The organism is Pseudoalteromonas sp. PS1M3 (genome assembly GCF_016865405.1).
GTDB lineage: Bacteria > Pseudomonadota > Gammaproteobacteria > Enterobacterales > Alteromonadaceae > Pseudoalteromonas > Pseudoalteromonas marina.
Window position 1 is genome coordinate 3,090,357 of the sequence record NZ_AP022624.1, and the last position, 23,873, is coordinate 3,114,229.

Below are 23,873 nucleotides of genomic sequence, written 5' to 3' on the forward strand. Positions count from 1 at the left end.
AAAACGCTACATGGCCGATTATGCAATAGGTGATTTACAAGGGTGCTTCAAAGAGTTCAGCACCTTGTTACAAAGGGTTGATTTTAACCCAAGTAAAGATCACCTATATTTAGTGGGTGATATTGTTGCCCGTGGCCCTGACTCACTTGCCTGCCTTGATTTCATCTATCAACATCAAGACAGCATGACAATCACACTGGGTAATCATGATTTGCACATGATTGCTTGTTATTTTTTAAATAAGCCGACTAACCCAAAAGATAAATTAGCTCCTATTTTTAAAAGCAGCTTACTCAAGCGTTATATCTCTTTTTTACAAACCCAACCACTCGCTTTATATTTAAAAACACATAATTGCTTTATCTCTCATGCAGGCTTAAACCCTGATTGGTCAATTGAAGATGCATTGCAACACGCAAAATTTGCTCAAGATTGCTATCAATCAAAGAATGCAAAAAACTTTTTTAAGCATATGTACTCTCCCCATCCTAAAAAGTGGTCAACAACACTCAATGACTACGAAAAGTTTAGATATATAGTTAACTACTTTACCCGCATGCGCTTTTTAACCCATGACCATAAGCTAGACCTTAATGCAAAAGGTGCAATAGCAGATAGCAAAATGTTAACACCGTGGTTTATGCACAAGAACATTCTCACACTTAAGGATGAGCTTGTTTTTGGTCACTGGGCATCACTTGAGGGTAAAACAGGGGTTAACCATGTTCATGCTTTAGACACAGGCTGTGTATGGGGTAACGGGATGACGTTAATGGAACTTAAAACAAAAAATCTATTTATAGAAAAATGACTCTTTTTACCTAAATAACCTGAAAAATTCCAATACATCTGTTAGATTTATAAACTAATAGTTAAAATTAATTGAAGTAATTGATTTTAATTACTTAACTTATCCGAATAAAAGCCGATAAGTTTTAATTAAAGTATCTTTGAGTGGAAATCCATATGAATCTAACAGTGAGCCAACGTATTTGGGGTGGTTTTATATTTATCACGCTATTACTTTTAATTATTGGCGGCAATTCGTTAATTAAAATAGCGAATATAGACCGTTCTACTCAACAGGTGAACCAGCTATCATTACCGGCATTAAACAAAAGTTCAGAGCTACAAGCTGAATTCATATTAATGAGTAAGGCAGCACAAGCAAGTTTTTATACTTCATCCGCAAGTGAGCTTGAACCCATTAAAAAAAGAGTATTCGAACAAAAAAAATCATTCAACGAACTCCATGCACAGCTTCAGAGCGTTGTTAAAAACGACCCTGAACTAAGCAAAAGTAGTCAAAGTGTTGAGCAAACCTATGAAAACTTTTTAAGTATTGTTGAAAACTTACTCGAAGATAAAAATAAACAACTGGCATTAAATAAAACACTCACTGCACAAATTGAAGCCATTGAGCTTAGCGCAGAAGATGCTAACTCAGTAGTTTTAGACATAATAGATATAGATGGTTTTGAACAAGACCACCCTCGTGCTTTCCAAGCTGCGAATAACTTGGAAAATAACTTTATGTCGGTAGTTACCAACAGTACCGACATGTTAACAGTAAAAACGTTAACCACATTAGATATCGTTAAAAGCGAGCAAACCTACTATCTTGAAGAAGTAACACGCACTGTTGCTCTAATTAAACCGGCTATTGAGCAAAGCCATAGCGACTTGTTTAATGACCTCAAAGAGCATGTTGAAGCACTTGAGAGTAACGTAAAAGGTAACAACAGTTTAGCCGCCAATAAAAAACGTTTAATTGATTCAATTGCGCTTACTGAAAAAGAGCTAGCCGACTCAGAAGCCGCAACAAAAATAGCACTTAATCAAATTGACGAGTTAGTTTCGCAAGCAAGTAATGTTGCCTTTGAGCTTCAAAAAGGCGTTCGTAACGACGTAGACTCTGCAAATTTATGGACCTGGGTTGGAATGGTTATCGCAACTTTACTTGCCATCGCTATTGCATATATAACCGTAAGCCGTATTACAAAACCACTTGCCGAAGTAAACCGAATTTTAGACATTGTAGCCAGTGGCGATATGACTCAACGCTTAGATGACAGCGCTAAAGACGAATTTGGCGAGCTATCAAAAAGCTGTAATACTCTAATAGACAGCTTACGCAGCTTAATTAAAGGTATTATTTCTCGTTCGACTCAACTAGCGGCTGCATCAGAAGAAACTTCGGCAATTACTGCAGAATCAAGCCAAGCTATTAGTAACCAGCAAGCACAAGTGCAGCAGGCAGCAACAGCAACGACTGAAATGAGCAGCACATCGCAAACAGTAAGCAATAGTGCACAGCAAGCATTAAGCGAAATTAAAAACGCAGATAAAGAAGCTGAACGTGTTAAAGGTATTTCCAACAATAACAAATCAACTATTGAGCAATTAGCTCGCGAGGTCGATGATGCCTCTCAAGTTATTAATAAGCTTCACCAAGATAGCGCATCGATTGGCAGCATACTTGATGTTATTCGTGGCATTGCAGATCAAACTAACTTACTCGCGCTTAACGCCGCAATCGAAGCCGCCCGTGCAGGTGAATACGGCCGTGGCTTTGCCGTTGTAGCAGACGAAGTACGCTCATTGGCAAGTAAAACTCAAGAGTCAACCCAAGAGATCCAATCAATGATTGAATCGCTACAAACGGGCGCAGAAGCGGCTGTAACAGCAATGACCAAAGGTAAGCAACGCGCAGTATCGTGTGTAGAGCAAACTGACTTAGCAAGTACAGCGCTTGACTCAATCACCTTTGCGGTATCGCAAGCCCATGACGTGAGTGAAGAAATATCTACAGCAGCACTTGAGCAACAACAAGTGGCTGAAGAAATTAGTGAACGTTTAGAGTCTATTGTTGCTATTGCAGAACAAACAGCTGAAGGCGCAAGCCAAACTAATATCTCAAGCTCTGAAGTAGCAAAACTTGCCGAAGAGCTGCGTTTATCGGTAGACGAGTTTAAAGTTTAAAACGCTTTGCATATACTAAAAACCCCGTTAGCACCATGTGTTAACGGGGTTTTCTTTATAGCATTAGAAAGTAAAGGTAGTTACTTTTGGCAATGTGAACAAAAAACAGTACTACGCTGCCCCAGCCTTATTTCTTCCAGCTCATTATCACACGTTAAACAGGGCTTTCCTTTTCGCCCATATACCAATAGCTCTTGAGCAAAATAACCCGGCTTACCATCACTTTGTGCAAAGTCTTTAAGCGTGGTACCACCTTGAGTTATAGCGGCAGCAAGCGTGTCTTTTATTATAGGGATAAGTGCTTGATAGCGCTTAAGTGACACCTTCCCCGCTTCGCGCTTTGGATGAATCCCAGCTTTAAACAATGACTCGTTAGCGTAAATATTCCCAACCCCTACTACCACAGCGTTATCCATAATAAACTGTTTTACAGGTACTTTTTTATTGCGTGACTGCTCGTATACGCGCTTTGCGAAAAAGTTATCCGTTAAGGGCTCTGGGCCAAGCTTTGAGAGTAACTTATGCACCTCACCTGGCTCTTGCCATAAGCAACACCCAAAGCGGCGAGGATCGTTTAAGCGCAGCGCTTTATCATTAGCAAATACAAATTCAACATGGTCGTGCTTTTTTAAAGGCTCGCTCTTATCTACAACCCGTAGGTTACCTGACATACCTAAATGTAAAATAGTGCTACCAAGCTCACAATGCAGCAATAAATATTTTGCACGGCGCTCAATATTGGTAACAGTTAACCCCTCTAGCTGGTAAACATCGTCAGGTACTGGCCAGCGCATACTCGCATTATAAATATTAACCTTGGTTACAACTTGGTTTTTTATGTGAGGAGTAATGCCCATTCGGCTCACTTCTACCTCTGGTAATTCAGGCATTAATTAGACCCACTTTGTGAAAAATCAAAACTAGGAAACAACTGTGTAGCTGTAGTTATATCAAGTGAAAATACGCGCTGAGTACTTTTTTCGAGTAAATAATACTGATTATTTCCTTTGTAAAGTAAATATACCCAAGGCAAACTTTCTCCAGCTAATTCAAATGTGGCAACATACAAAGGCGCATTTGGGTTAAAAACCACAGACTCATTAACCACTGGCAACTGTATTCCTTGCCAAATATTAACAAGTTCTTGTAGTTGTTGCTCTGACGGTTGCCAAAAAACAGGCACATCTTTCTTTATTGCAGTTGTACGCCAGCTAGTACCAATACGCTCAATTTTTTGATCAACAAAACTAAGGGTTAAAACAAAGCTTTGTGTAGGTAACACCGCTTGCAATGTGGGCTCTTGTTCACCACTTAAAAACTGCTTATGCCAACCATTTAAAAAGAAAATCATAATCAGCATCGAGAAGATTATAACGTTATTCCACCCCTTACGGCCCAGTCGCATATTTATACACCTAGTAAATTCAATATTTTAAAGTGTAACTAAAACTTAATTGCACTGTCTATATGTTAAAGGGCGCAGACTTTGTTAGAATATCGGCAAATTTAAAGGAGTTCCGTCAATGTCTATGTATGTAGTGGGCCATAAAATCCCAGATTCAGATTCTATTTGTGGTGCAATTGCACTGGCTTATTTAAAAAACCAAATTGATGAGCCGGCAATACCAACTCGTCTTGGTGAAGTTTCACCAGAAACTCAATTTATCCTTGATAAATTTGGCTTCGAAGCACCTGAGCTTAAATTAAGCTACGCGGGCGAAGATGTGTATATTGTCGATCACACAGAAAAAACACAAGCACCTGATGATATCGACCAAGCCCGCGTTGTTGGCGTGGTAGATCACCATAAATTAGGTGACTTAACATCATCTACTCCGCTTGAATGTTGGATCCGTCCTGTTGGCTGCTCAAATACCATTATTAAAATGATGTACGATTTTTACAGCGTAGAAATCCCTAAAGACATCGCAGGTATTATGATGTGTGCAATTTTAAGCGACACCGTAATATTTAAATCACCTACATGTACCACTGCCGATATTAAATGTGTTGAAGCACTTGCTGAAATTGCGGGTGTTGAAGACTTTAAAGAACTAGGCATGGATATGTTTCGCGTTAAGTCTGCAGTAGAAGATACACCTGCACGTGACTTAGTTATGCGTGACTTTAAAGATTTCAACATGAACGGTAACCTAGTAGGTATTGGCCAACTAGAAGTAATCGACCTTGCTGTGTTTGACGATATTAAAGCTGACCTTGAAGCTGATATTGCAAAGCTTAAAGCCGAAGGTAATCGTCACTCAGTATTTTTGCTGCTTACCGATATTATGAAAGAAGGCTCACAAATGCTAATTGTATCTGACGATGCAAACTTAGTTGAGCAGGCTTACGGCGTAAAACCAGAAAATGATAAAGTATGGTTAGATGGTGTATTAAGCCGTAAAAAGCAAGTAGTACCTCCACTACAAGATGCGTTTGCTAAAGCCTAATAGCTTTAATAAATAACACTAAAAAGCCGATATTGAATATGCATTATCGGCTTTTTTGTTTTTAAATTTAAAGAGCAAACTAGCATTAGATTTTACTTTTTATTTCATCATAAACTTTTGCATGGCTTTTTGAGAATTCCACATTAGTTCTATCTATTTTATTTAACCACAAAGCCGCTTGTGTTTTGTTACCCAACTCCCAATACGATTGCGCTAAACGTAAACTATAGGTTGCTTGGTAAATGCTATCCGGTTCGATGTAGTCGAACGCAGTTTTATAATATTTTACTGCGTTATTAAAATCATTATGCTTAAAATATGAAAAAGCTAAGTTACCTAGCGCAATTACAGTTTTAGCATGGTGTTTTGTTCTTTTTATAGCGTTGTAGGCTTTTAAATTACTTTCTATCGCTTGAGGGTACTGTTGCCAATTGTAATAAATGTGCCCTTTATTGATGTGCAGCTCAAAGTGAAAAATAGCATCACTACTTTTTGCATAACGCTTTTCGGCATCAAGCAATACCCTTAGTGCCTTTTTTTTATCGCCAAATATGTGCTGTAAATTAGCCAGCTCTACAATCCTTAAAGGATCACCAAATACATTATAAATTTCATCAAGTTGAGCAAATGCTTTTGCCGCATAGGCTTTCGCTTGTTGCTTATCACCTAAGTAATTAAGCGATTTAGCATAATAAAAATAAACTTGTATTTTAAATGCGCCGGGTAATTCTTCTTGGTCAACAAAGGGGCTTAATGCGCTATGAAGATTATCGAATTTTTGATAATCAAAATAATAGTCAAACTCGTAAGTTTTCAATTTATACCAATTAGAGGAGTTCTTTTGTGTATTTAAAAGGCGAGATTGAATGTAGGTTAGGCAATCTTGGTCTGTTTTCATACAAAACACTTCATGATCACTTAAGTTTTCAGAGGCTTTTGCACCCATGCTTACATATAAAAGTAAAAAAACAATTAAAACATGCTTCAGCATTAGAACACTCATATTAGCCACATAAGCTTTAAGTGTAATATGAGTGTGCTCTATTTAACAATGGATAAAATAACTACGCGTATTGCCCGGCTGCAAATCCACAGCTCCAAGCGTACTGAAAGTTATACCCTCCAAGCCAACCGGTTACATCGGTTACTTCCCCTATAAAGTACAAGCCTTGTGATTTTTTGGCTTCAAACGTTTTAGAGCTTAGTTCGTCTGTATTTACACCACCCAGGGTTACTTCTGCAGTTCTATAGCCTTCGGTTCCGTTGGGTTTTATTTGCCACGCATGAATGTAGTTAGCAAGGTCTTCAATTTGACTATGGGTAAGCTGATTAATATTGCAATCAGGTATTGCATTGCTTTCATGTAATATTTCAATGAACCGTTTTGGCAATATTGTCGTTAGGCTATTTTTTAGTGATTTTTGAGGTTGCGTTTCTCGCCAGTCTGCAAGCTGCTGTTTTAAATCTAGCTCAGGAAGTAGATTAATAGTAACAGCCTGCCCTGCACGCCAAAATGAACTTATTTGTAATATAGCGGGGCCAGATAAACCACGGTGCGTAAATAATATATTTTCTTTAAATGTGGTGCCGTCTTCACTTGTTACTTCGCACGGTATGCTAACGCCTGATAACCCTTCAAAGCGTTCTTTGTCGTGTTGGTGAAGGGTAAATGGTACAAGCGCGGCCATAGTAGGTAGTACGTTTAAACCAAACTGCTCAGCAATTTTATAACCAATAGGTGTAGCACCAAGCTTGGGCATAGTAAGCCCACCCGACGCAACCACTAACGACTCGCAATGTAAGGTCTCTTGCTCTGTGGTAACGCTATAACCCGACTCTGTTTTTTGTACATTAATCACTTCACTGCGCAAGGCTATATTTACACCTGCCCACTCGCATTCAGTAAGAAGTATATTAACAATATCTTGCGCACTATTATCACAAAACAGCTGGCCTAACGTTTTATGATGGTATGCCAAACCGTGGCGGTCCACCAGCTCAATAAAGTCATATTGCGTATAACGGCTCAAACATGATTTAACAAAATGTGGATTGCTGCATAAGTAATTTTCCGGTGCTGCATTCTCATTTGTAAAATTACAGCGCCCGCCACCACTAATTAAAATTTTACGACCCGGCTTTTTACCCATATCAAGTACTGTAACACGTCGGCCTCGGTATCCAGCTTGTGCTGCACACATTAATCCAGCCGCTCCCGCACCAATTACAATTACATCTACCTGGGTCATCTATTTATCTCACTTAACAATTTGCTCGATTATAGCAAAAATTAGTTGCCAACAATGCTCCAATTTAATTATTACAAATAACACAATAAATATACTTTCTACTTTTTAGAAGTATTAAAAACACAAACCAAAAAGCAATACCTTTATATCATTTTTATTTTATATGATAAATACAAAACAATGAAAAAACCCTTTAAAACGCTCGTTATAACTAAATGAAATAGGGACATAATGATTTAGTATTTTAAATTTATTAACACATAATTTACCTTTGTACCTGCATTGTGACAATCCATCACGATATAACTAATAAAAAATCTAGGGAAAATTATGACAACAAGTAAAACATTTAATAAGTGTGCAATAGCACTTACCATTAGTACGCTTTTCGCTACTGCATCAAGCATGGCTAACCCAGCACAAGCAATTGGCCCTTCAGTGGCTGATACAACAGCTAAACTTCAAAATCAAAGTGGCTTTGAAACGCAATTCATCATTAAATATAAAAATAACAACGTTGATGCACTGAGTTACTCTACTGCAGATGAAAGCCCTGTAAACATGAAAGCACGTGCAAAAAACTTTGTTAAAAACTTTGCCTCTAAAAAAGGAAAAGTTAAAGCAAAGTACATTCGCGCAATGGCACTAAATAACCACCATGTTATGCGAGCAGATAAAAAACTTAGCGCAGCAGAAGCACAAGAGTTTATGCAAGAAATGGTTGATTCAGGCAACGTTGAGTACATTGAAGTTGACCAAATGTTAAAACCTTTTGCGACACCTAACGATCCGCGCTATGGCGACCAGTGGCACTACTATGAGCAAGCTGGCGGTTTGAACTTACCAACAGCTTGGGACACCGCAACAGGTAGTGGTGTAGTAGTGGCTGTTCTTGATACAGGTTACCGCCCTCATGCCGATTTAAACGCTAATATTTTGCCAGGTTACGATATGATTTCTAACCTATCAGTTGCTAACGATGGCGGCGGCCGTGATAGCGATGCACGTGATCCGGGCGATGCAGTAGCAGCCGGCGAATGTGGTAATAATGGTGCGCAAGGGTCTAGCTGGCATGGTACGCACGTTGCGGGTACTGTTGCAGCCGTTACAAATAATGGTGAAGGCGTTGCCGGTGTTGCTTATGACGCAAAAGTAGTTCCAGTACGTGTACTTGGTAAATGTGGTGGTTTAACGTCTGATATTGCCGACGGCATTATTTGGGCATCTGGCGGTAACGTATCGGGCATCCCTGGAAACCCTAACCCAGCTGATGTTATTAACATGAGCTTAGGCGGAAGTGGCTCTTGTAGTTCTACAACACAAAATGCGATCAATACAGCTCGCAACAATGGCGCTGTTGTTGTCATTGCTGCTGGTAACGATAACGATAACTCAGCAAACTACAACCCAGGTAACTGTAACGGTGTTGTTAATGTAGCATCAGTTGGTCGAAATGGTGGCCGAGCTTATTACTCAAACTACGGTAGTAACATTGATGTTGCTGCACCCGGTGGCGCGCAAAGCTTTGCTAACGATTCTGAAGGTGTTCTGTCTACATATAACTCGGGATCTTCTTCTCCATCAACCGATAGCTATTCATTCTCTCAAGGTACATCTATGGCCGCTCCGCACGTAGCGGGTGTAGCTGCACTTATCAAGCAAGCAAAACCAAATGCTACGCCTGATGAAATTGAGAGTATTTTAAAATCGTCTACTCGCTCGTTCCCTGCAACATGTAACAACTGTGGTACAGGTATTGTTGATGCAGCAGCTGCTGTTGCCGCAGCAAGTGGCGGTACAACACCACCCACAACAGGTGATAGTGAACTTGTTGATGGCGAAGCTAAAACAGGCTTAAGTGGTGGTGCTAACGCACAAGATTTTTACACCATGACCGTACCAAGCGGAGCAACCAATGTGACGTTTACAATGAGCGGTGGTACAGGTGATGCCGATCTATACGTTCGTGCTGGCAGCCAACCAACTACATCAAGTTACGACTGTCGTCCGTACAAAGGCGGCAACAGCGAAGAATGTTCTATCGATAATCCAACGGCAGGTACATACCATGTAATGCTTCGTGGTTACTCTGCTTACTCTGGTGTGAGTTTGGTAGGTAATATCACAGGTGCATCTTCTGGTGGCGGTTCAGGCACACCTGAAGCAGGTGGTGGTACTGTTAGTGACGTAAGTGCCAGTGCTGGTCAGTGGAAACACTACACACTAGATGTGCCTGCAGGTATGTCTACATTTACTGTAACTACTTCTGGTGGTACAGGTGATGCTGATTTATTTGTGAAGTTTGGTAGTCAGCCAACATCGTCTAGCTACGATTGTCGTCCATATAAAAATGGTAATGCTGAAACATGTACCTTTAATAACCCACAAGCCGGTACATGGCATTTAAGTGTAAATGCTTACAGAACCTTCTCTGGTTTAACTATTAGCGGACAATACCAACCATAATAGTAATTTCATAATCTTTGGGATAGCAAAGGCCAAACTGACTGTTTGGCCTTTTTTTGTGAATAAGATAATTTTTTAGTTTAATGAGGCTTAATACTAACGAGCTATTTTTAGACAACTAAGCCTCGTCAATCACTAGAGGAAGCTTCGTTATATACCTGTTTTATAAAAAGATTAAACGAACAATATCGGTTTTATTCCTTAAAACTGGTTGGGTATAGTTGCTAATGAACATACGTATTAGTTCAAATATATTACTAACTTATCACCAGAAAACAAAAAACCCAGCCTAAGCTGGGTTTTTAAATTCTAAAAAACTAAAATTACTTGATTTTAGCTTCTTTGAAAATCACGTGTTTACGAGCCTTAGGATCGAACTTTTTGATTTCCATCTTTTCAGGCATGTTACGTTTGTTTTTGTCAGTAGTGTAGAAAAAACCAGTACCGGCAGTTGAAACTAAACGGATTTTATCGCGCATGATTCAGTTCCTTAAACTTTTTCGCCGCGAGCACGGATTTCTGTAAGAACCGCGTCGATGCCTTTTTTATCGATAATACGCATACCTTTAGTAGTAGTGCGTAATGTTACAAAACGTTTTTCACTTTCAACCCAAAAACGGTGTGTTTGTAGGTTAGGTAGGAAACGACGTCTAGTCGCGTTTCTCGCGTGTGAACGGTGGTTACCAACCGCTGGACGCTTACCTGTAACTTGACATACTTTAGACATGTCTATATATCTCCAATAACTTCGCTCGAGCTTAATTTAATCTAAGGCCGTGTATTTCTGCCCTAGATAAATCGAAGGGCGCTCTTTATACAGCTTTTACAGGCAAAGATCAAATACTGATCTATCCAACCAGCTCATATGTAAATTTGATAGCGGCCAATTATAAAGATCGAATGCCCTTAGGGAAAGTAAAAACTGCATTTAAATTAAACTAATTTGCTAAAATGTATTAAACCGCTCATTTTTAGCACATTTCTATATCAAAGAGAGTTAAATAAGGCCACGCTCGGCAAACGAAACACACGTTTCACCTCCCACAATGATATGGTCAAGCACATTTATGTCTACTAATTGCAGTGCTTGCTGCAATTTATTGGTAATAAGCTTATCTGCTTGGCTTGGTTCAGCAATCCCACTTGGATGGTTATGAGCAAAGATAACAGCCGCTGCATTATTTTTAAGTGCTGCTTTAACAACCTCCCGCGGATACACACTTGCGGCATTTATTGTGCCGTAAAAAAGAATCTCATCTTTTACTAAGCGGTTTTGACTATCAAGATAAAGCACCATAAATACCTCTTGCTGTAGACCCCGCATTTGAATGGTTAGGTAATCGTATACTGAATTAGGGGAGTTAAACACGGCATCTCGTTGGCAGCGCTCCTGCATATAACGCTGACTTAATTCAAGTACCGCTTGTAATTGAACATACTTCGCCGTTCCCAATCCTTTTTGCGAACAAAATTCGTCCATGCTGGCATTAAACAAGTTATGTAATGTTTTATTTTCGTTCAGTAAGTGCTGAGCCAACTCTATTACGTTCATCCCCGGCAACCCGGTACGTAAAAATATGGCAAGGAGCTCTGCATCACTTAGCGCTTTAGCGCCTTTTTCGATAAGCTTTTCACGTGGGCGTTGAGCATTGGGCAGTGAAGTTAGTTGCATTTTTTCATCCTTGAATAACTCATGTGTCTTATAAATGTAATGCAAAATAAAAATTTAGCTTGTAATTTTAAATTAAAAACTTAGCTGAACGAGTAAAGATTTGTTATTTTAGGCGCCATATTTAATAAGATTGACAGACAACCATGATGACGTTAACAAACAAAAAAATTGTACTGGGTATTAGCGGTGGAATTGCAGCCTATAAATGCGCTGAGCTCGTAAGACGATTAAAAGAGCATGGTTGTGAAGTAAAAGTTGTCATGACTGAGTCAGCTAAGCATTTTATTACGCCACTCACAATGCAAGCCGTTAGCGGCGAGATAGTATCGGATTCATTGCTCGACCCTGCCGCTGAAGCCGCGATGGGACACATTGAGTTTGCCAAGTGGGCTGATCTTATTTTAGTCGCTCCTGCAACATGTAATATCATTGCAAAAATGGCGACCGGCATTGCAGACGACTTACTGACGACTTTACTGCTTGCGACCCCAGCAAAAGTTGCAGTAGCCCCAGCTATGAACCAGCAAATGTATGCACATGCTGCAACGCAAGCAAACCTAGCCACCTTGAAAGCGCGTAACGTACTTATTTGGGGCCCGGGTAAAGGAGAGCAAGCGTGTGGTGATGTTGGCTCAGGACGTATGCTTGAACCACATGAGCTTGTAGCGTTATGTCTTGAAAAGCAACCTCCTCAAATTTTAGCTGGTAAAACAATTACTATCACTGCAGGCCCAACCCGTGAGCCGCTTGACCCTGTTAGGTTTATATCAAACCATAGCTCTGGAAAAATGGGTTACGCACTTGCAGAAGCCGCGTTGTTACTCGGTGCTAACGTTAATTTAATTTCTGGCCCTGTAACTATTAAAGCACCTATTGGTGCAAACCTAATAAATATAGAAAGCGCAGAGCAACTATTAAATGAAGCACTAGTATATGCACCGCAGTCGGATGCGTTTATTGGCTGCGCAGCTGTTGCCGATTACAGAGCTGGCGAAGTAGCAACTCAAAAAATGAAAAAGCAAGGCGACGAGCTAACACTAACGTTAGTTAAAAACCCAGATGTAATTGCAGCGGTTGCTAATATAGAAAAAAACCGCCCTTACACTGTGGGTTTTGCCGCTGAAACGCAAAACGTTGAGAGTTATGCTAAAGGTAAATTAGTTAATAAAAACCTAGATATGATATGCGCAAACGATGTATCGCAAAGTGGTTTAGGGTTTAATTCTGATCAAAACGCGTTGACTCTGTATTGGCAAAATAAACAGTTAGAATTGCCCGTTAGCAGTAAAAGTACAATTGCTTTAAAAGTGATCGAACAGCTGGCTAAACATCTATAAAAGGCTGGAAACAAACTGAATAAAACATTAACATATGCTTTTCATTTGAACAAAAAATGATTAACCCCAGCCAAGAATAACTAATAAAAAAGGAATGTTCATGCCTGCGACAAAAAGAAGTAATCGCAAAGAGCAAATACTGCAAGCACTCGCACAAATGTTAGAAACAAGCCCTGGTCAACGAATCACCACAGCTAAACTAGCTGCTGAGGTTGGTGTATCTGAAGCGGCTCTGTATCGTCATTTCCCTAGCAAAGCGCGCATGTTTGAAGGCTTAATCGAGTTTATTGAAGACACTCTTTTATCGCGCATTAACCTTATTTTAGAAAACGAAAAAGAAAGCCAAACCCGTGTTTATAATATTTTACTTTTACTTTTAACATTTGCCGAAAAAAACCCTGGTATTACTCGCATTTTAACCGGTGATGCGCTGCAAGGTGAACAAGAGCGCTTACGTGAACGCGTTCAAAGCTTTTTTGAGAAATTAGAGACCCAACTTAAACAAGTACTCAGAGAACGTAAGCTCCGTGAAGGTAAAAACTTCCAAAGCGATGAGCTTACACTGGCTAACTTTTTACTTGCCTATGTTGAAGGAAAAATGAATCAATTTGTGCGCAGTGACTTTAAAACTAAGCCAAGCGTCCAATTTGAAAAACAATGGCCTGAATTGCAAAAAATTTGGCTCTAACATAATCATACCCACTGAATTATTTTTTTAATAAAACGACCAAATGGTCGTTTTATCGTTTATACCTGTTACTTATCGCCACTACCTGCCTTCTATCCTATCTGGTCGAAATATTGGTCAAACTCGTTACAATAAAATAATGTTAAAAAACGAGATTCAATAATGAAAACAAAGCTCACCCTCCTAAGTAGCGCACTTATTACTGGCTTAGTCAGCACCGCGCCTAATGCAAAAGAGGCATTAGAATTCACAGATGTATTTAACTTTAAATCAGCCAAAGGCACACAACTATCTGAAGATGGACGTATTTTATCTTTAAGTGCTACGCCATACCGCGGCAATGCTGCAGGTCAGGTTTACTCTTTAACCTCAAATAGTTTAATCAGCGAAGTGGACCGCGGCACCAAGCCGTTTATAAACAAAGCAGCCAACTGGACTGCATTTATACAAGTACCCACATTACTCGAAAAAGAAACCACCAAGAAAAAAAACACACTTAAAAATAACTTAGTACTAGTAAATACAGAAACAGGTGAGCAAAAACGTTTTGAGAATGTAAAAGACTACGCATTATCAAACGACGGGGTATGGCTTGCGTATCGCTTAGATAAAAAAGCGGATAAAGCTGATAATGTAGAAAAAAATACCAAGGATGAGAGTGAAGATGAAGACAATAGCGCCATTTCACCTGACAAAAAAGACAAGGTTTACTCGCTCGTTATTGTTAATTTAAAAAACCAACAAAGTGAAACTATTGATAATGTTTTTAGTTACAGTATAAGTGCTACCAATGATCAGCTTTTACTAAGTCAAAGTTACCCTGATGGTAACGACAACCAAATAAAGCTAATCACGCTAACATCTTTTAAAAGTGAAGTGCTAATTGATGAACCCGGTGTTATTGCTAATAAAATAGCATGGCACCCAATCGAAGCAACCGTAGCATTTACATTGGGTAATTATGTAAACGAAGATACCCGCCGTCGAAACCACTCACTACAATTATGGAAAAACGAAGCACTTTTAACTATTGAATCTACAAACAAAGAGTGGACTATAGGCAAAACCGCAAAACTAAGCTGGTCAGAAAACGGTGAACGCCTATACTTTGAAAACCGACCAAAACTTGCAGCGAAAGTTAAAGCAAAAGAATTCGTAGATGAACTCTCACTCTATGACATTGCCACTATTCGCGATCAAAAAGGCTTGGATGTTTGGCATAATAAAGACCCAGAGATAAAACCACGAGAAAAACAGCAATGGAACGCGGTTAATAAGCACCTTCATTACGAAGCCGTATACCATGTAAATTCACAAAAAGTGGTTCAACTAAGTACCCCTGCAATGCCGAGCGTTGCTCTTAATACAGAGCGCGATACTTCCTTACTGGGCTCGTCAAATACTCCCTATTTAGAAAAAATAATGTATGGCGGCTTTTTTGCAGATTACTACGCTGTAAACATTAATACAGGCAAGCAAACTCCTATTGTGACTAACAGCCCTTTTAGGCCTTCTCTTTCTCCTAATGGCTTATTTGCGGCTTACTTTGCTGACAACCAAATACAACTAAAAGAATTAGCTAACAATAAGGTTACTCCGGTTACACAAGCCATCAAAGCAACCTTTGCCGACGACAAACACGATTACCCATCAGATCAACCAGGCTATGGTTTTGCAGGCTGGATGAGCGATAGCAGCCAAGTACTTGCTTATAGCAAATATGATATTTGGGCGTTTAATGTAAACACCAATCAAGCTAAACGCTTAACAAATGGAAAGCAGACTAATACACAGTATCGCGTCATTAAGCTTGATAGAAACCAGGTAGGCTTTAAACAAGATGAAACACTGCTAGTTACTGCTGTTGACCTTCAAACAAAGCAAAGAGGGATTGCAAAGCTTGATTTAGAAAATACGACCATTACTGAAGTACTCAGTGGTGATAAACGTTTTGATATTGTTAAAAAAGCCAAGAAAGCAGATAAATACCTATTTACTGAACAGAGTTATCATCAGTTCCCAGATTTCTATCAAACCGACTTAAGCTTTTTAACCACACAAAAAGTAACTGATTTGAACCCTCAAACCGCAAATTTTGCTTGGGGTGAAAAACCTGAACTGATTAGCTACAAAGGCTTTGATGGTGAAGACTTACAAGGTGTTTTAATAAAACCTGACGGTTACAAGAAAGGCGATAAAGTACCTGTTGTCGTTTATTTTTATCGTTACATGAGCCAGCGTATGTTTGATTTTCCTAAAATGGAGTTAAATCATCGCCCTAATTTCCCAATGTTTACATCAAATGGCTACGCCATCTTTTTACCTGATATTCGTTTTGAAATAGGTCACCCGGGCAAATCGTCAACGCAAACCATGATCAACGCTACCCAAAAGTTAATAGATCTTGGTATTGCCGATCCAAACAAAATTGGCTTGCAAGGTCACTCATGGGCTGGGTACCAAAGTGCATTTATTATCACCCAAACAGATATGTTTAACGCGGTTGTATCAGGCGCGCCGGTATCTAACATGACCAGCGCATACAGTGGCATACGCTTAAAGTCAGGCCTTGCTCGCCAGTTTCAATACGAAACAGGACAAAGCCGCATAGGTAAAAACTTATTTGAGGCACCAGAGTTATATATTGAAAACTCACCCGTATTTTTTGCTGACAAAGTCAATACGCCAATTTTAATCATGTTTGGAGACAAAGATGATGCGGTGCCTTGGCACGAAGGCGTACAGTATTATTTAGCACTTCGTCGTGCAGGCAAAGATGCCACTTTTTTACAGTATGAAGGTGAACCGCATCACCTTAAAAAATTCCCAAATCAGGTCGATTTTTCAGTCCGTATGATGCAGTACTTCGATCATTACCTAAAAGGTCAGCCTGCAGCTAAATGGATGATTGAAGGTGAAGCATTTATAAGTGAGTGAACTGAGACATTCATAAATAAACATGATAAAAGCTGATCAGAGTACTCAGACAGATAGAGGCCGATATTACTCAGTAATATCGGCCTCTAAATAGTCAATTATTTTTCCAGCAACAAAAAAGCCGCGATAATCGCGGCTTTTTTTAAATTACTAATAATTACAAACCAGCACGGTCTTTAATTACAGGAATAAGCGCAGAACCTGCGTGATTTCCTTCAGCCCAGGCTATGTCGGCACCGTCTGACAATGAACTTTTAGATAAGTTTTTAACAATATACTCACCTGCATCTACTGCATTGCTGGCAACAGCATGACGCAATAAGTTATTACCGTTACATTGAATAGAATCATATATGTTACGAATTTTTACACGAGAGCTTTTTAACTTGCTACGTAAACGGTTTTTATCATCTGCTGCGATATACTCGCAAATAGATAGCGCTAGTTGATCATTAGCCTTTGCTGGAGCTGTGTACGAAAGTGAACCTGCAGCAATAGCAGAAATAACAACTAACTTTGATAATTTAAACATTGTTGACCCTTGTTTGGTACTTTATTCCTACGTTAACTGGTTAATATTGTACCAACCTAGTTAACCTTTCGCAATAATGTTAGCAGTATTTATACAAAGTTACGAATTTATAACTATGTTTATTTTTTTCGTCAGGCTGTTTTACTTGCTCTTCTTTCACTTCCCAATTTGCAACAGCTTGATAATCAGGGAACTGTGTATCACCTTCTACATCAAGATCAATAAAGGTTAAATATAAGCGCTCAGCTTGTGTTAAAAATTGCTGATAAACATTTCCACCGCCTATAATCATCACTTCTTCAACACCACAAACCAAGCTCAGCGCGGCCTCTGGGCTTGTTACAGTTTCAATACCCTCGGCCTTATATTCAGTGTTGCGCGTAATAATAATATTGCGTCTACCAGGTAAAGGACGGCCAATAGACTCAAAAGTTTTACGACCCATGATCACAGGCTTACCTGTAGTAACGGCTTTAAAATGTTGAAGATCTGCAGGTAAATGCCATGGCATTTTATTATCAAGACCAATAACACGGTTATTTGCCATGGCGGCAATCATTGAAATAATCACATTAAATACCTAATACTTTACTATTAAAAAACAAAAAAGGAGCCTATGCTCCTTTTTATATTTAATGAAAATTAACGTTCGTAGACTACTTCTACATCGTAATCATCTTCATCCCAGTCATCCCAATCATCATCATCGCCCTTAGTGGCTTTTTGATGGTAGGTATCCCACTTAAATTCTATTTCTTCATCTTCAACTTGCTCAAACTTCTCTTTAGGCATGCTATCAAGCAATGTCATAATATCGTGTATAAGCGGTTGAGTATGCAGCTTGTTAATAGCTGAGATTTGATAAATATTTTCAGACTCACCTAGCTCTTGTGCAATCGCATCGCATAGCGCTTGTGCTTCATCTTCAGGTAACAAATCTATTTTATTAAACACTAACCAACGAGGCTTTTCTGCAAGCTTAGGACTGTATTGATGCAGTTCGTTTATAATTGCAAACGCATTATCGACTGGGTTTGATCCATCAACAGGCATTACATCAATGATGTGCAATAACACACGACAGCGCTCTAAATGCTTTAAGAAGCGGATACCTAAACCGGCACCATCAGACGCACCTTCAATCAACCCAGGTATATCAGCTATTACAAATGACTTGTTAGCTTCCGGACGCACTACACCTAAATTAGGAATAAGCGTTGTAAATGGGTAGTCAGCTACTTTTGGTCTTGCTGCTGACACACTGCGAATAAAGGTCGATTTACCAGCATTTGGCAAACCTAGTAAACCTACGTCAGCTAGCAATAGTAACTCTAATTTTAAGTTACGTACTTCACCGGGTGTACCTAGTGTTTTTTGACGAGGCGCTCGGTTAGTACTTGATTTAAAACGTGCATTCCCCAAGCCGTGGAAACCACCTTTTGCAACCAAAATTCGTTGACCATGTTGGGTCAAATCACCAAGCCCTTCTTGCGTATCAACATCGGTTATACGCGTACCTACAGGAACCATTACAAACAAATCGTCTGCTTTTTTACCTGTACAGTTTCGGCTACGTCCGTTTGTGCCGCGCTCAGCTCTGTGAAAACGCTCAAACTGATAGTCAATAAGGGTATTTAAGTTTTCATCAGCTTGTAGATAAACACTACCACCGTCTCCACCGTCACCGCCGTCAGGCCCACCATCTGGGACATATTTTTCACGTCGGAAAGACACGATACCGCTTCCGCCGTCTCCGGCCTCTGCGCGAATTTCTACTTCATCTACAAACTTCATGATTACTCACTTTAGGGATTGGCTTGCTAATTTATACATTATATACCGAAGCCAAGCCGATTGCAGGCTTGGCTTTGGTATATATTTTTGTCTCAAAACAAAAAACCCCGCAAAGGCGGGGTTTTTTAACTACCTTACTGATTACTCAGTTACGATAGTTACGTATTTACGGTTTAAAGGACCTTTTTGTTCAAATTGAACTTTACCATCTGCTTTTGCAAAAATAGTGTGGTCTTTACCGATACCTACGTTTGTACCAGGGTGGAAACGTGTTCCACGCTGACGAACAATGATGCTACCCGCTAGAACTGATTCGCCACCAAAACGCTTAACACCTAGGCGTTTGCTTTCTGAATCGCGACCGTTACGAGTACTACCAGCTGTTTTTTTATGTGCCATTTCTAAGTACCTCTAATTAAGCGCTAATGCCAGTGATTTTAACTTCAGTGAACCATTGACGGTGGCCCATTTGCTTACGAGAATGCTTACGGCGTCTAAATTTAACAACCTTAATTTTCTCACCGCGACCATGTGAAACAACCTCAGCTGTTATCTTACCACCGTTTACGAACGGTACACCGATCTCGATCTTCTCACCATCAGCAACTAAAAGCACTGAATCAAATTCAACTGCCGCACCAGTTTCAACGTCTAATTTTTCAAGACGAATCGTTTGACCTTCAGTCACACGATGCTGTTTACCACCACTTTGGAAAACCGCGTACATAATTAACTCCGTCTGTGCACCCTCAAATCGGCGCAACTAAAATATTCTTCGATAGGGCGCGAAGTTTACGCTAACGCGAAATAACTAGCAAGCCTATTTTGTAATTAAAATGAATAAAAAGTAGCTGCTTTGAGAGCAATTCAATATTTTCTCTATTTTATATTAATTAAGCCTTTTGCCAAGCGCTTTTTAACTCTTTGCAAAAATAACCCTACTAATAAAATTGCAACCTGCGTCGACCATTATTCAAACTCAAAAACCACCTTTCATCGTCTAATAATTAAACACATTTGTGATTGAATTAAGCACTTATTAAGCACTTTAGGTAGGTTTTTTAAATCAATCGTCACAAAATATCGAGCTAGTGCGTTTTTTGTTGTACAATCTGCGCCGTTCACACATAAAAATTGGCTCGGAGATCAATGGATATAAAAGCTATCCAGGCGTTAATAGAAAGCGATATGAATGACGTCAATCAACTTATACATGCGCAAATGCGCTCAGAGGTGGCGTTAGTAAACCAACTTGGTTTATACATAGTTAATAGCGGCGGCAAACGCGTTCGCCCTATGTTGGCTATTTTAGCTGCCAAAGCGCTAGGATATACTGGTAAAGACCACATTACACTTGCGACCATTGTTGAGTTTATTCACACCGCGACCTTATTACACGACGACGTTGTTGATGAGTCAAACTTACGCCGAGGCACCCCGACCGCTAACGCTGAATTTGGTAATGCTGCTAGCGTATTAGTTGGCGACTTTATATACACGCGCTCATTCCAGTTAATGGTTGGTTTAGGCAAAATGCAAATTATGCAAATACTCGCCGATGCTACCAATATCATTGCTGAAGGTGAAGTGCTGCAACTTATGAATTGCAACGATCCAGACACAACCGAAGCCAGCTACATGCAAGTTATTTACTCCAAAACGGCTAAGCTGTTTGAAGCTGCTACCGGGCTTGCTGCTATTATTACCAACAATGATGAAGCCACGCTCAATGCATTAAACTTATACGGTATGCACTTAGGTACGGCATTTCAACTTGTTGACGATGTGCTTGATTATAACGCCGATGCAGACCAGCTAGGTAAAAATATAGGCGATGATCTAGCCGAAGGTAAGCCTACCCTACCACTTATATATGCAATGCAACACGGTAATGCGCATCAAACACAGTTAATTCGTGATGCCATTGAGCACAGTAATGGTATGGAACATTTAGAAGAGATTTTATCTACGTTAAAACAAACCAATGCGCTTGAGTTTACAATGCAAAAAGCAGAGCTTGAAGCCGATAAAGCAATTGCTTGCTTAGATTTTCTACCAGAATCTGAATACAAGCACGCATTGGTAAGCTTAGCCCGTATAGCCGTTGACCGTGATCACTAGCCTTAACGAGCCTCTTATTCAACATTAAGAGTAAATAACATTCGAGCAACAAAAAAGCCTGCAAATGCAGGCTTTTTTAATGCTCATTCTGGCTATTACGCCATGAAATCAACACCTTCTTTGATGTCTTTTTTCAGTGTTTCAAGCATATCGTTCTTCGCTTTTTCTTCAAACGCGCTTAGCTCGCCGTAAGAAAGAATTTCTTCAACGCCGTTTTTACCTAAACGTACTGGGTGTGCAAAATACTCTGCATCCCCATCTTCAACAGCAACGTATGCGTAATCTACAACATCTTCACCTTGTAGGCCTTTAACTAAAGACATACAAAAACGTGCTGCAGCAGCACCCATTGATAATGTAGCTGAACCACCACCTGCTTTAGCATTTACTACTTCAGTACCTGCATTTTGGATACGTGGAGTAAGTGCAGCAACTTCGTCTTCAGTGAAAGTTACGCCTTCAACTTGAGAAAGTAGAGGAAGAATAGTTGTGCCAGAGTGACCACCAATTACGGGTACTTTAACTGTAGCAACGTCTACGCCTTTAAGTTCAGCAACAAATGCTTCTGAACGAATCACGTCAAGCGTAGTAATACCAAATACACGGCTTGCATCGTATGTACCTGCTTTCTTGAACACTTCAGCAACAATTGGTACTGTGCCGTTTACTGGGTTAGTAATAATACCCACAAGTGCTTTAGGACAACTAGCTACAATGCCTTCAGCTAGTGTTTTAATGATACCGGCATTTACGTTAAATAAATCTGCACGATCCATACCTGGTTTACGTGGCATACCCGCTGGGATTAAAACAATATCAGCACCGTCAAGCGCTTTGTTTAAATCGTCTGCGCCAAAACCTGCTACTTTAACATCAGTTGGGATGTGTGATAGGTCAACAGCAACACCTGGTACAACTGGTGCAACATCGTAAAGTGATAATTCAGAACCAGCTGGTAAGCCTGTTTTTAATAGTAAAGACAATGCTTGACCGATACCGCCTGCAGCACCTAATACAGCAACTTTCATTGGAATTCTCCGTCATTTGAGGTAGGAAATACTTGTGGCCCTTAAGATAATGAAATTAGCGCCTAAAAACAAATTTATCGGGCCTATTTTGCGATATTTTCGACCATAGTTGTAAACTTTGGTGGTTTATCGCATCAAACTGTCAAGTTGACTAAACAACTGCTGCATAATTATTCATTTTTGTGTAGTATTTACAGCATAAAAAACAATAATGAATAAAGACTATGCAACCTCAAGATAAACAAGAAGCATTGGTAAAAGCGTTTAAATCACTTTTAAAAGAAGAAAACTTTGGCTCTCAGGGCGAAATAGTTGATGCACTTAAAGAGCAAGGCTTTGACAATATAAGCCAAAGTAAAGTGTCACGCATGTTAAGTAAGTTTGGTGCTGTGCGTACCCGCAACGCTAAGCAAGAAATGGTTTACTGCCTACCCGCTGAAATGGGAGTGCCGACAGCTAAAAGCCCATTACGCCAGTTAGTCATTGATATTATGCATAATGAAATGATGATCATTATTCGCACCAGCCCAGGCGCTGCGCAGCTTATTGCCCGCTTACTTGACTCGTTAGGAAAGGCCGATGGTGTATTAGGTACTATTGCCGGAGACGATACTATATTTATTGCTCCAGCAAAAATTTCTGAAATAGATGTCACACTTGAACGTGTACGTATTTTGTTTGATACGGTTTAAATTTGCTTTAAAAACCCAACTGAGGGGGCAAAAAAAGCAGACCCCATATCGGCTTGAGTAAAATCAAGCCAATGGTCGTAACACTCCCCCTCCCCTAAACGGCTATTTAATACAGCCTCAAATGCAGTACCAGTACTTGCGCAGCTTATGCATAACATACCTTGCTCATAAACATCGCCATAAGGCATGCTTTGATTCAACAAAAGGGGTTGCCCCTCTTCATCTTTTAACTCACTACGCGTGGCATGACTGGTATTTAGTGCTGGGGTTATAAGCGTATTATCAAGCCGTGTACGGCCCATAATTTGCTCTTGCTCACTGAGCGATAGGTGCTGCCAAACAGTTAAGTCGTGTTTATAGCGCTGAACATGAATATAACTTCCCTGATCTTCAAAACAACCAGGTTTATTAATTAAAGCAGTTGAACGCTTTTTTCTTCCGTGTGGCATATCACCACCATAAATAAAACCATTAAAATCTCGGCCATCTAAAAAACGAAAGTTACGGATTTGCTCCACCAGCTCAACATCAGGTGCAAAAAGCTTTAAAACTTGCAATGCAAATAAGTGGTTTACATCTTCTCTGTCTGAACGTACCTGCACAAACAAGTCGCACGGCTGAACACTCATTTGGTGCTCTGCATGATTTATATTAGGAAAGCTTTGCAGCTCACTAGGAATATACTCAGGAAGAATATGAGGCCAATATTGGGCGCCAATGGCAACAACGCACGACAACATCGACTCTGAAAACTGATCATTAAACTCTTCTTCAATTGCGCTTACTTGTTTTAATTTAGCGCGCAATGATTCGTCTTGACCATCAAACACATTAAAAAATAAATGCAAACCATGCAGGTTTGCTTCAGCACAAATCCCAGATTGCGCTTGCGCCATTGTTATTCCTCAGTTTTACAGATATGTAC

General features: G+C 39.8%; 23 protein-coding genes. 9 read left to right on the plus strand and 14 right to left on the minus strand.

Going from position 1 to position 23,873, the window contains the following annotated elements:
- The first annotated feature begins 10 nt into the window (after positions 1–10).
- The gene (locus PS1M3_RS14440; protein WP_039038028.1) at positions 11–811 is read left to right on the plus strand and encodes a symmetrical bis(5'-nucleosyl)-tetraphosphatase; all 801 of its coding nucleotides are present in this window, start codon (positions 11–13) and stop codon (positions 809–811) included.
- A gap of 155 nt (positions 812–966) precedes the next feature.
- The gene (locus PS1M3_RS14445) at positions 967–2,982 is read left to right on the plus strand and encodes a methyl-accepting chemotaxis protein (protein ID WP_010556604.1); all 2,016 of its coding nucleotides are present in this window, start codon (positions 967–969) and stop codon (positions 2,980–2,982) included.
- Positions 2,983–3,062: 80 nt separating this feature from the next.
- On the opposite strand, the gene mutM is transcribed toward PS1M3_RS14445, so the two are convergent.
- Both mutM and PS1M3_RS14455 read right to left on the minus strand, forming a co-directional pair.
- Positions 3,063–3,872 carry a bifunctional DNA-formamidopyrimidine glycosylase/DNA-(apurinic or apyrimidinic site) lyase gene (gene mutM / locus PS1M3_RS14450; protein ID WP_006793230.1) on the minus strand — a complete coding sequence of 270 codons (810 nt, stop codon included), beginning with the start codon at positions 3,870–3,872 and terminating at the stop codon, positions 3,063–3,065.
- Complete coding sequence (locus PS1M3_RS14455; protein WP_203985129.1) at positions 3,872–4,387, minus strand: hypothetical protein; 516 nt, start codon at positions 4,385–4,387, stop codon at positions 3,872–3,874. Before PS1M3_RS14455 ends, mutM begins: the two co-directional genes overlap by 1 nt.
- A gap of 118 nt (positions 4,388–4,505) precedes the next feature.
- Between PS1M3_RS14455 and PS1M3_RS14460 the strand changes: the two genes are divergently transcribed.
- Positions 4,506–5,432 carry a manganese-dependent inorganic pyrophosphatase gene (locus tag PS1M3_RS14460; RefSeq protein ID WP_010556607.1) on the plus strand — a complete coding sequence of 309 codons (927 nt, stop codon included), beginning with the start codon at positions 4,506–4,508 and terminating at the stop codon, positions 5,430–5,432.
- An 85-nt stretch (positions 5,433–5,517) separates the two neighbouring features.
- Here the strand turns inward: PS1M3_RS14460 and PS1M3_RS14465 are convergent, their stop codons facing one another.
- Positions 5,518–6,423: a M48 family metallopeptidase gene (locus PS1M3_RS14465; RefSeq protein WP_203985131.1), complete on the minus strand. Its 906-nt coding sequence runs from the start codon at positions 6,421–6,423 to the stop codon at positions 5,518–5,520.
- Positions 6,424–6,496: 73 nt separating this feature from the next.
- The gene (locus PS1M3_RS14470; protein WP_203985133.1) at positions 6,497–7,681 is read right to left on the minus strand and encodes an NAD(P)/FAD-dependent oxidoreductase; all 1,185 of its coding nucleotides are present in this window, start codon (positions 7,679–7,681) and stop codon (positions 6,497–6,499) included.
- A 330-nt stretch (positions 7,682–8,011) separates the two neighbouring features.
- Between PS1M3_RS14470 and PS1M3_RS14475 the strand changes: the two genes are divergently transcribed.
- Positions 8,012–10,147: a S8 family peptidase gene (locus PS1M3_RS14475; RefSeq protein ID WP_010556609.1), complete on the plus strand. Its 2,136-nt coding sequence runs from the start codon at positions 8,012–8,014 to the stop codon at positions 10,145–10,147.
- 323 nt (positions 10,148–10,470) lie between these two features.
- Here PS1M3_RS14475 and rpmG read toward each other — a convergent pair whose 3' ends face one another.
- From rpmG to radC, 3 genes are all read right to left on the minus strand, one after another.
- Positions 10,471–10,626, minus strand: coding sequence for a 50S ribosomal protein L33 (gene rpmG / locus PS1M3_RS14480; RefSeq protein ID WP_004587947.1), 156 nt, complete (start codon positions 10,624–10,626; stop codon positions 10,471–10,473).
- 11 nt (positions 10,627–10,637) lie between these two features.
- Positions 10,638–10,874, minus strand: coding sequence for a 50S ribosomal protein L28 (rpmB, locus tag PS1M3_RS14485; RefSeq protein ID WP_006793236.1), 237 nt, complete (start codon positions 10,872–10,874; stop codon positions 10,638–10,640).
- Positions 10,875–11,144: 270 nt separating this feature from the next.
- Positions 11,145–11,819, minus strand: a complete 675-nt coding sequence (gene radC, locus PS1M3_RS14490) for a DNA repair protein RadC (RefSeq protein ID WP_008131137.1) — start codon at positions 11,817–11,819, stop codon at positions 11,145–11,147.
- Between the two features lie 143 nt (positions 11,820–11,962).
- Between radC and coaBC the strand changes: the two genes are divergently transcribed.
- The 3 genes from coaBC (at position 11,963) to PS1M3_RS14505 (ending at position 16,781) form a co-directional block, all read left to right on the plus strand.
- The gene (gene coaBC / locus PS1M3_RS14495; protein ID WP_008131136.1) at positions 11,963–13,156 is read left to right on the plus strand and encodes a bifunctional phosphopantothenoylcysteine decarboxylase/phosphopantothenate--cysteine ligase CoaBC; all 1,194 of its coding nucleotides are present in this window, start codon (positions 11,963–11,965) and stop codon (positions 13,154–13,156) included.
- 100 nt (positions 13,157–13,256) lie between these two features.
- Positions 13,257–13,844: a nucleoid occlusion factor SlmA gene (slmA, locus tag PS1M3_RS14500; protein WP_006794533.1), complete on the plus strand. Its 588-nt coding sequence runs from the start codon at positions 13,257–13,259 to the stop codon at positions 13,842–13,844.
- Between the two features lie 162 nt (positions 13,845–14,006).
- Complete coding sequence (locus tag PS1M3_RS14505; RefSeq protein ID WP_203985135.1) at positions 14,007–16,781, plus strand: prolyl oligopeptidase family serine peptidase; 2,775 nt, start codon at positions 14,007–14,009, stop codon at positions 16,779–16,781.
- Between the two features lie 157 nt (positions 16,782–16,938).
- Here PS1M3_RS14505 and PS1M3_RS14510 read toward each other — a convergent pair whose 3' ends face one another.
- The 5 genes from PS1M3_RS14510 to rplU form a co-directional block, all read right to left on the minus strand.
- Positions 16,939–17,313, minus strand: a complete 375-nt coding sequence (locus tag PS1M3_RS14510; RefSeq protein ID WP_138739834.1) for a DUF3718 domain-containing protein — start codon at positions 17,311–17,313, stop codon at positions 16,939–16,941.
- A gap of 79 nt (positions 17,314–17,392) precedes the next feature.
- The gene (folA, locus tag PS1M3_RS14515; protein WP_203985138.1) at positions 17,393–17,884 is read right to left on the minus strand and encodes a type 3 dihydrofolate reductase; all 492 of its coding nucleotides are present in this window, start codon (positions 17,882–17,884) and stop codon (positions 17,393–17,395) included.
- A gap of 71 nt (positions 17,885–17,955) precedes the next feature.
- Complete coding sequence (gene cgtA / locus PS1M3_RS14520; protein WP_006794537.1) at positions 17,956–19,107, minus strand: Obg family GTPase CgtA; 1,152 nt, start codon at positions 19,105–19,107, stop codon at positions 17,956–17,958.
- 141 nt (positions 19,108–19,248) lie between these two features.
- Complete coding sequence (gene rpmA, locus PS1M3_RS14525; protein WP_203985140.1) at positions 19,249–19,506, minus strand: 50S ribosomal protein L27; 258 nt, start codon at positions 19,504–19,506, stop codon at positions 19,249–19,251.
- Positions 19,507–19,522: 16 nt separating this feature from the next.
- Positions 19,523–19,834 (minus strand): 50S ribosomal protein L21, encoded by a 312-nt coding sequence (rplU, locus tag PS1M3_RS14530; RefSeq protein ID WP_006794538.1) that lies wholly within the window; start codon positions 19,832–19,834, stop codon positions 19,523–19,525.
- Positions 19,835–20,256: 422 nt separating this feature from the next.
- On the opposite strand from rplU, the gene ispB reads away from it, so the two are divergent.
- A complete protein-coding gene (gene ispB / locus PS1M3_RS14535; protein ID WP_008131122.1) occupies positions 20,257–21,228 on the plus strand; it encodes an octaprenyl diphosphate synthase in 972 nt (323 codons plus the stop codon).
- A gap of 95 nt (positions 21,229–21,323) precedes the next feature.
- Here ispB and mdh read toward each other — a convergent pair whose 3' ends face one another.
- Complete coding sequence (mdh, locus tag PS1M3_RS14540; protein ID WP_006794540.1) at positions 21,324–22,256, minus strand: malate dehydrogenase; 933 nt, start codon at positions 22,254–22,256, stop codon at positions 21,324–21,326.
- Positions 22,257–22,480: 224 nt separating this feature from the next.
- Here mdh and argR point away from each other — a divergent pair, with 224 nt between their 5' ends.
- The gene (argR, locus tag PS1M3_RS14545; protein ID WP_006794541.1) at positions 22,481–22,948 is read left to right on the plus strand and encodes a transcriptional regulator ArgR; all 468 of its coding nucleotides are present in this window, start codon (positions 22,481–22,483) and stop codon (positions 22,946–22,948) included.
- Here the strand turns inward: argR and PS1M3_RS14550 are convergent.
- The gene (locus PS1M3_RS14550) at positions 22,945–23,844 is read right to left on the minus strand and encodes a Dyp-type peroxidase (protein ID WP_203985147.1); all 900 of its coding nucleotides are present in this window, start codon (positions 23,842–23,844) and stop codon (positions 22,945–22,947) included. The two genes, argR and PS1M3_RS14550, sit on opposite strands and share 4 nt — an antisense overlap.
- Between the last annotated feature and the right edge of the window lie 29 nt (positions 23,845–23,873).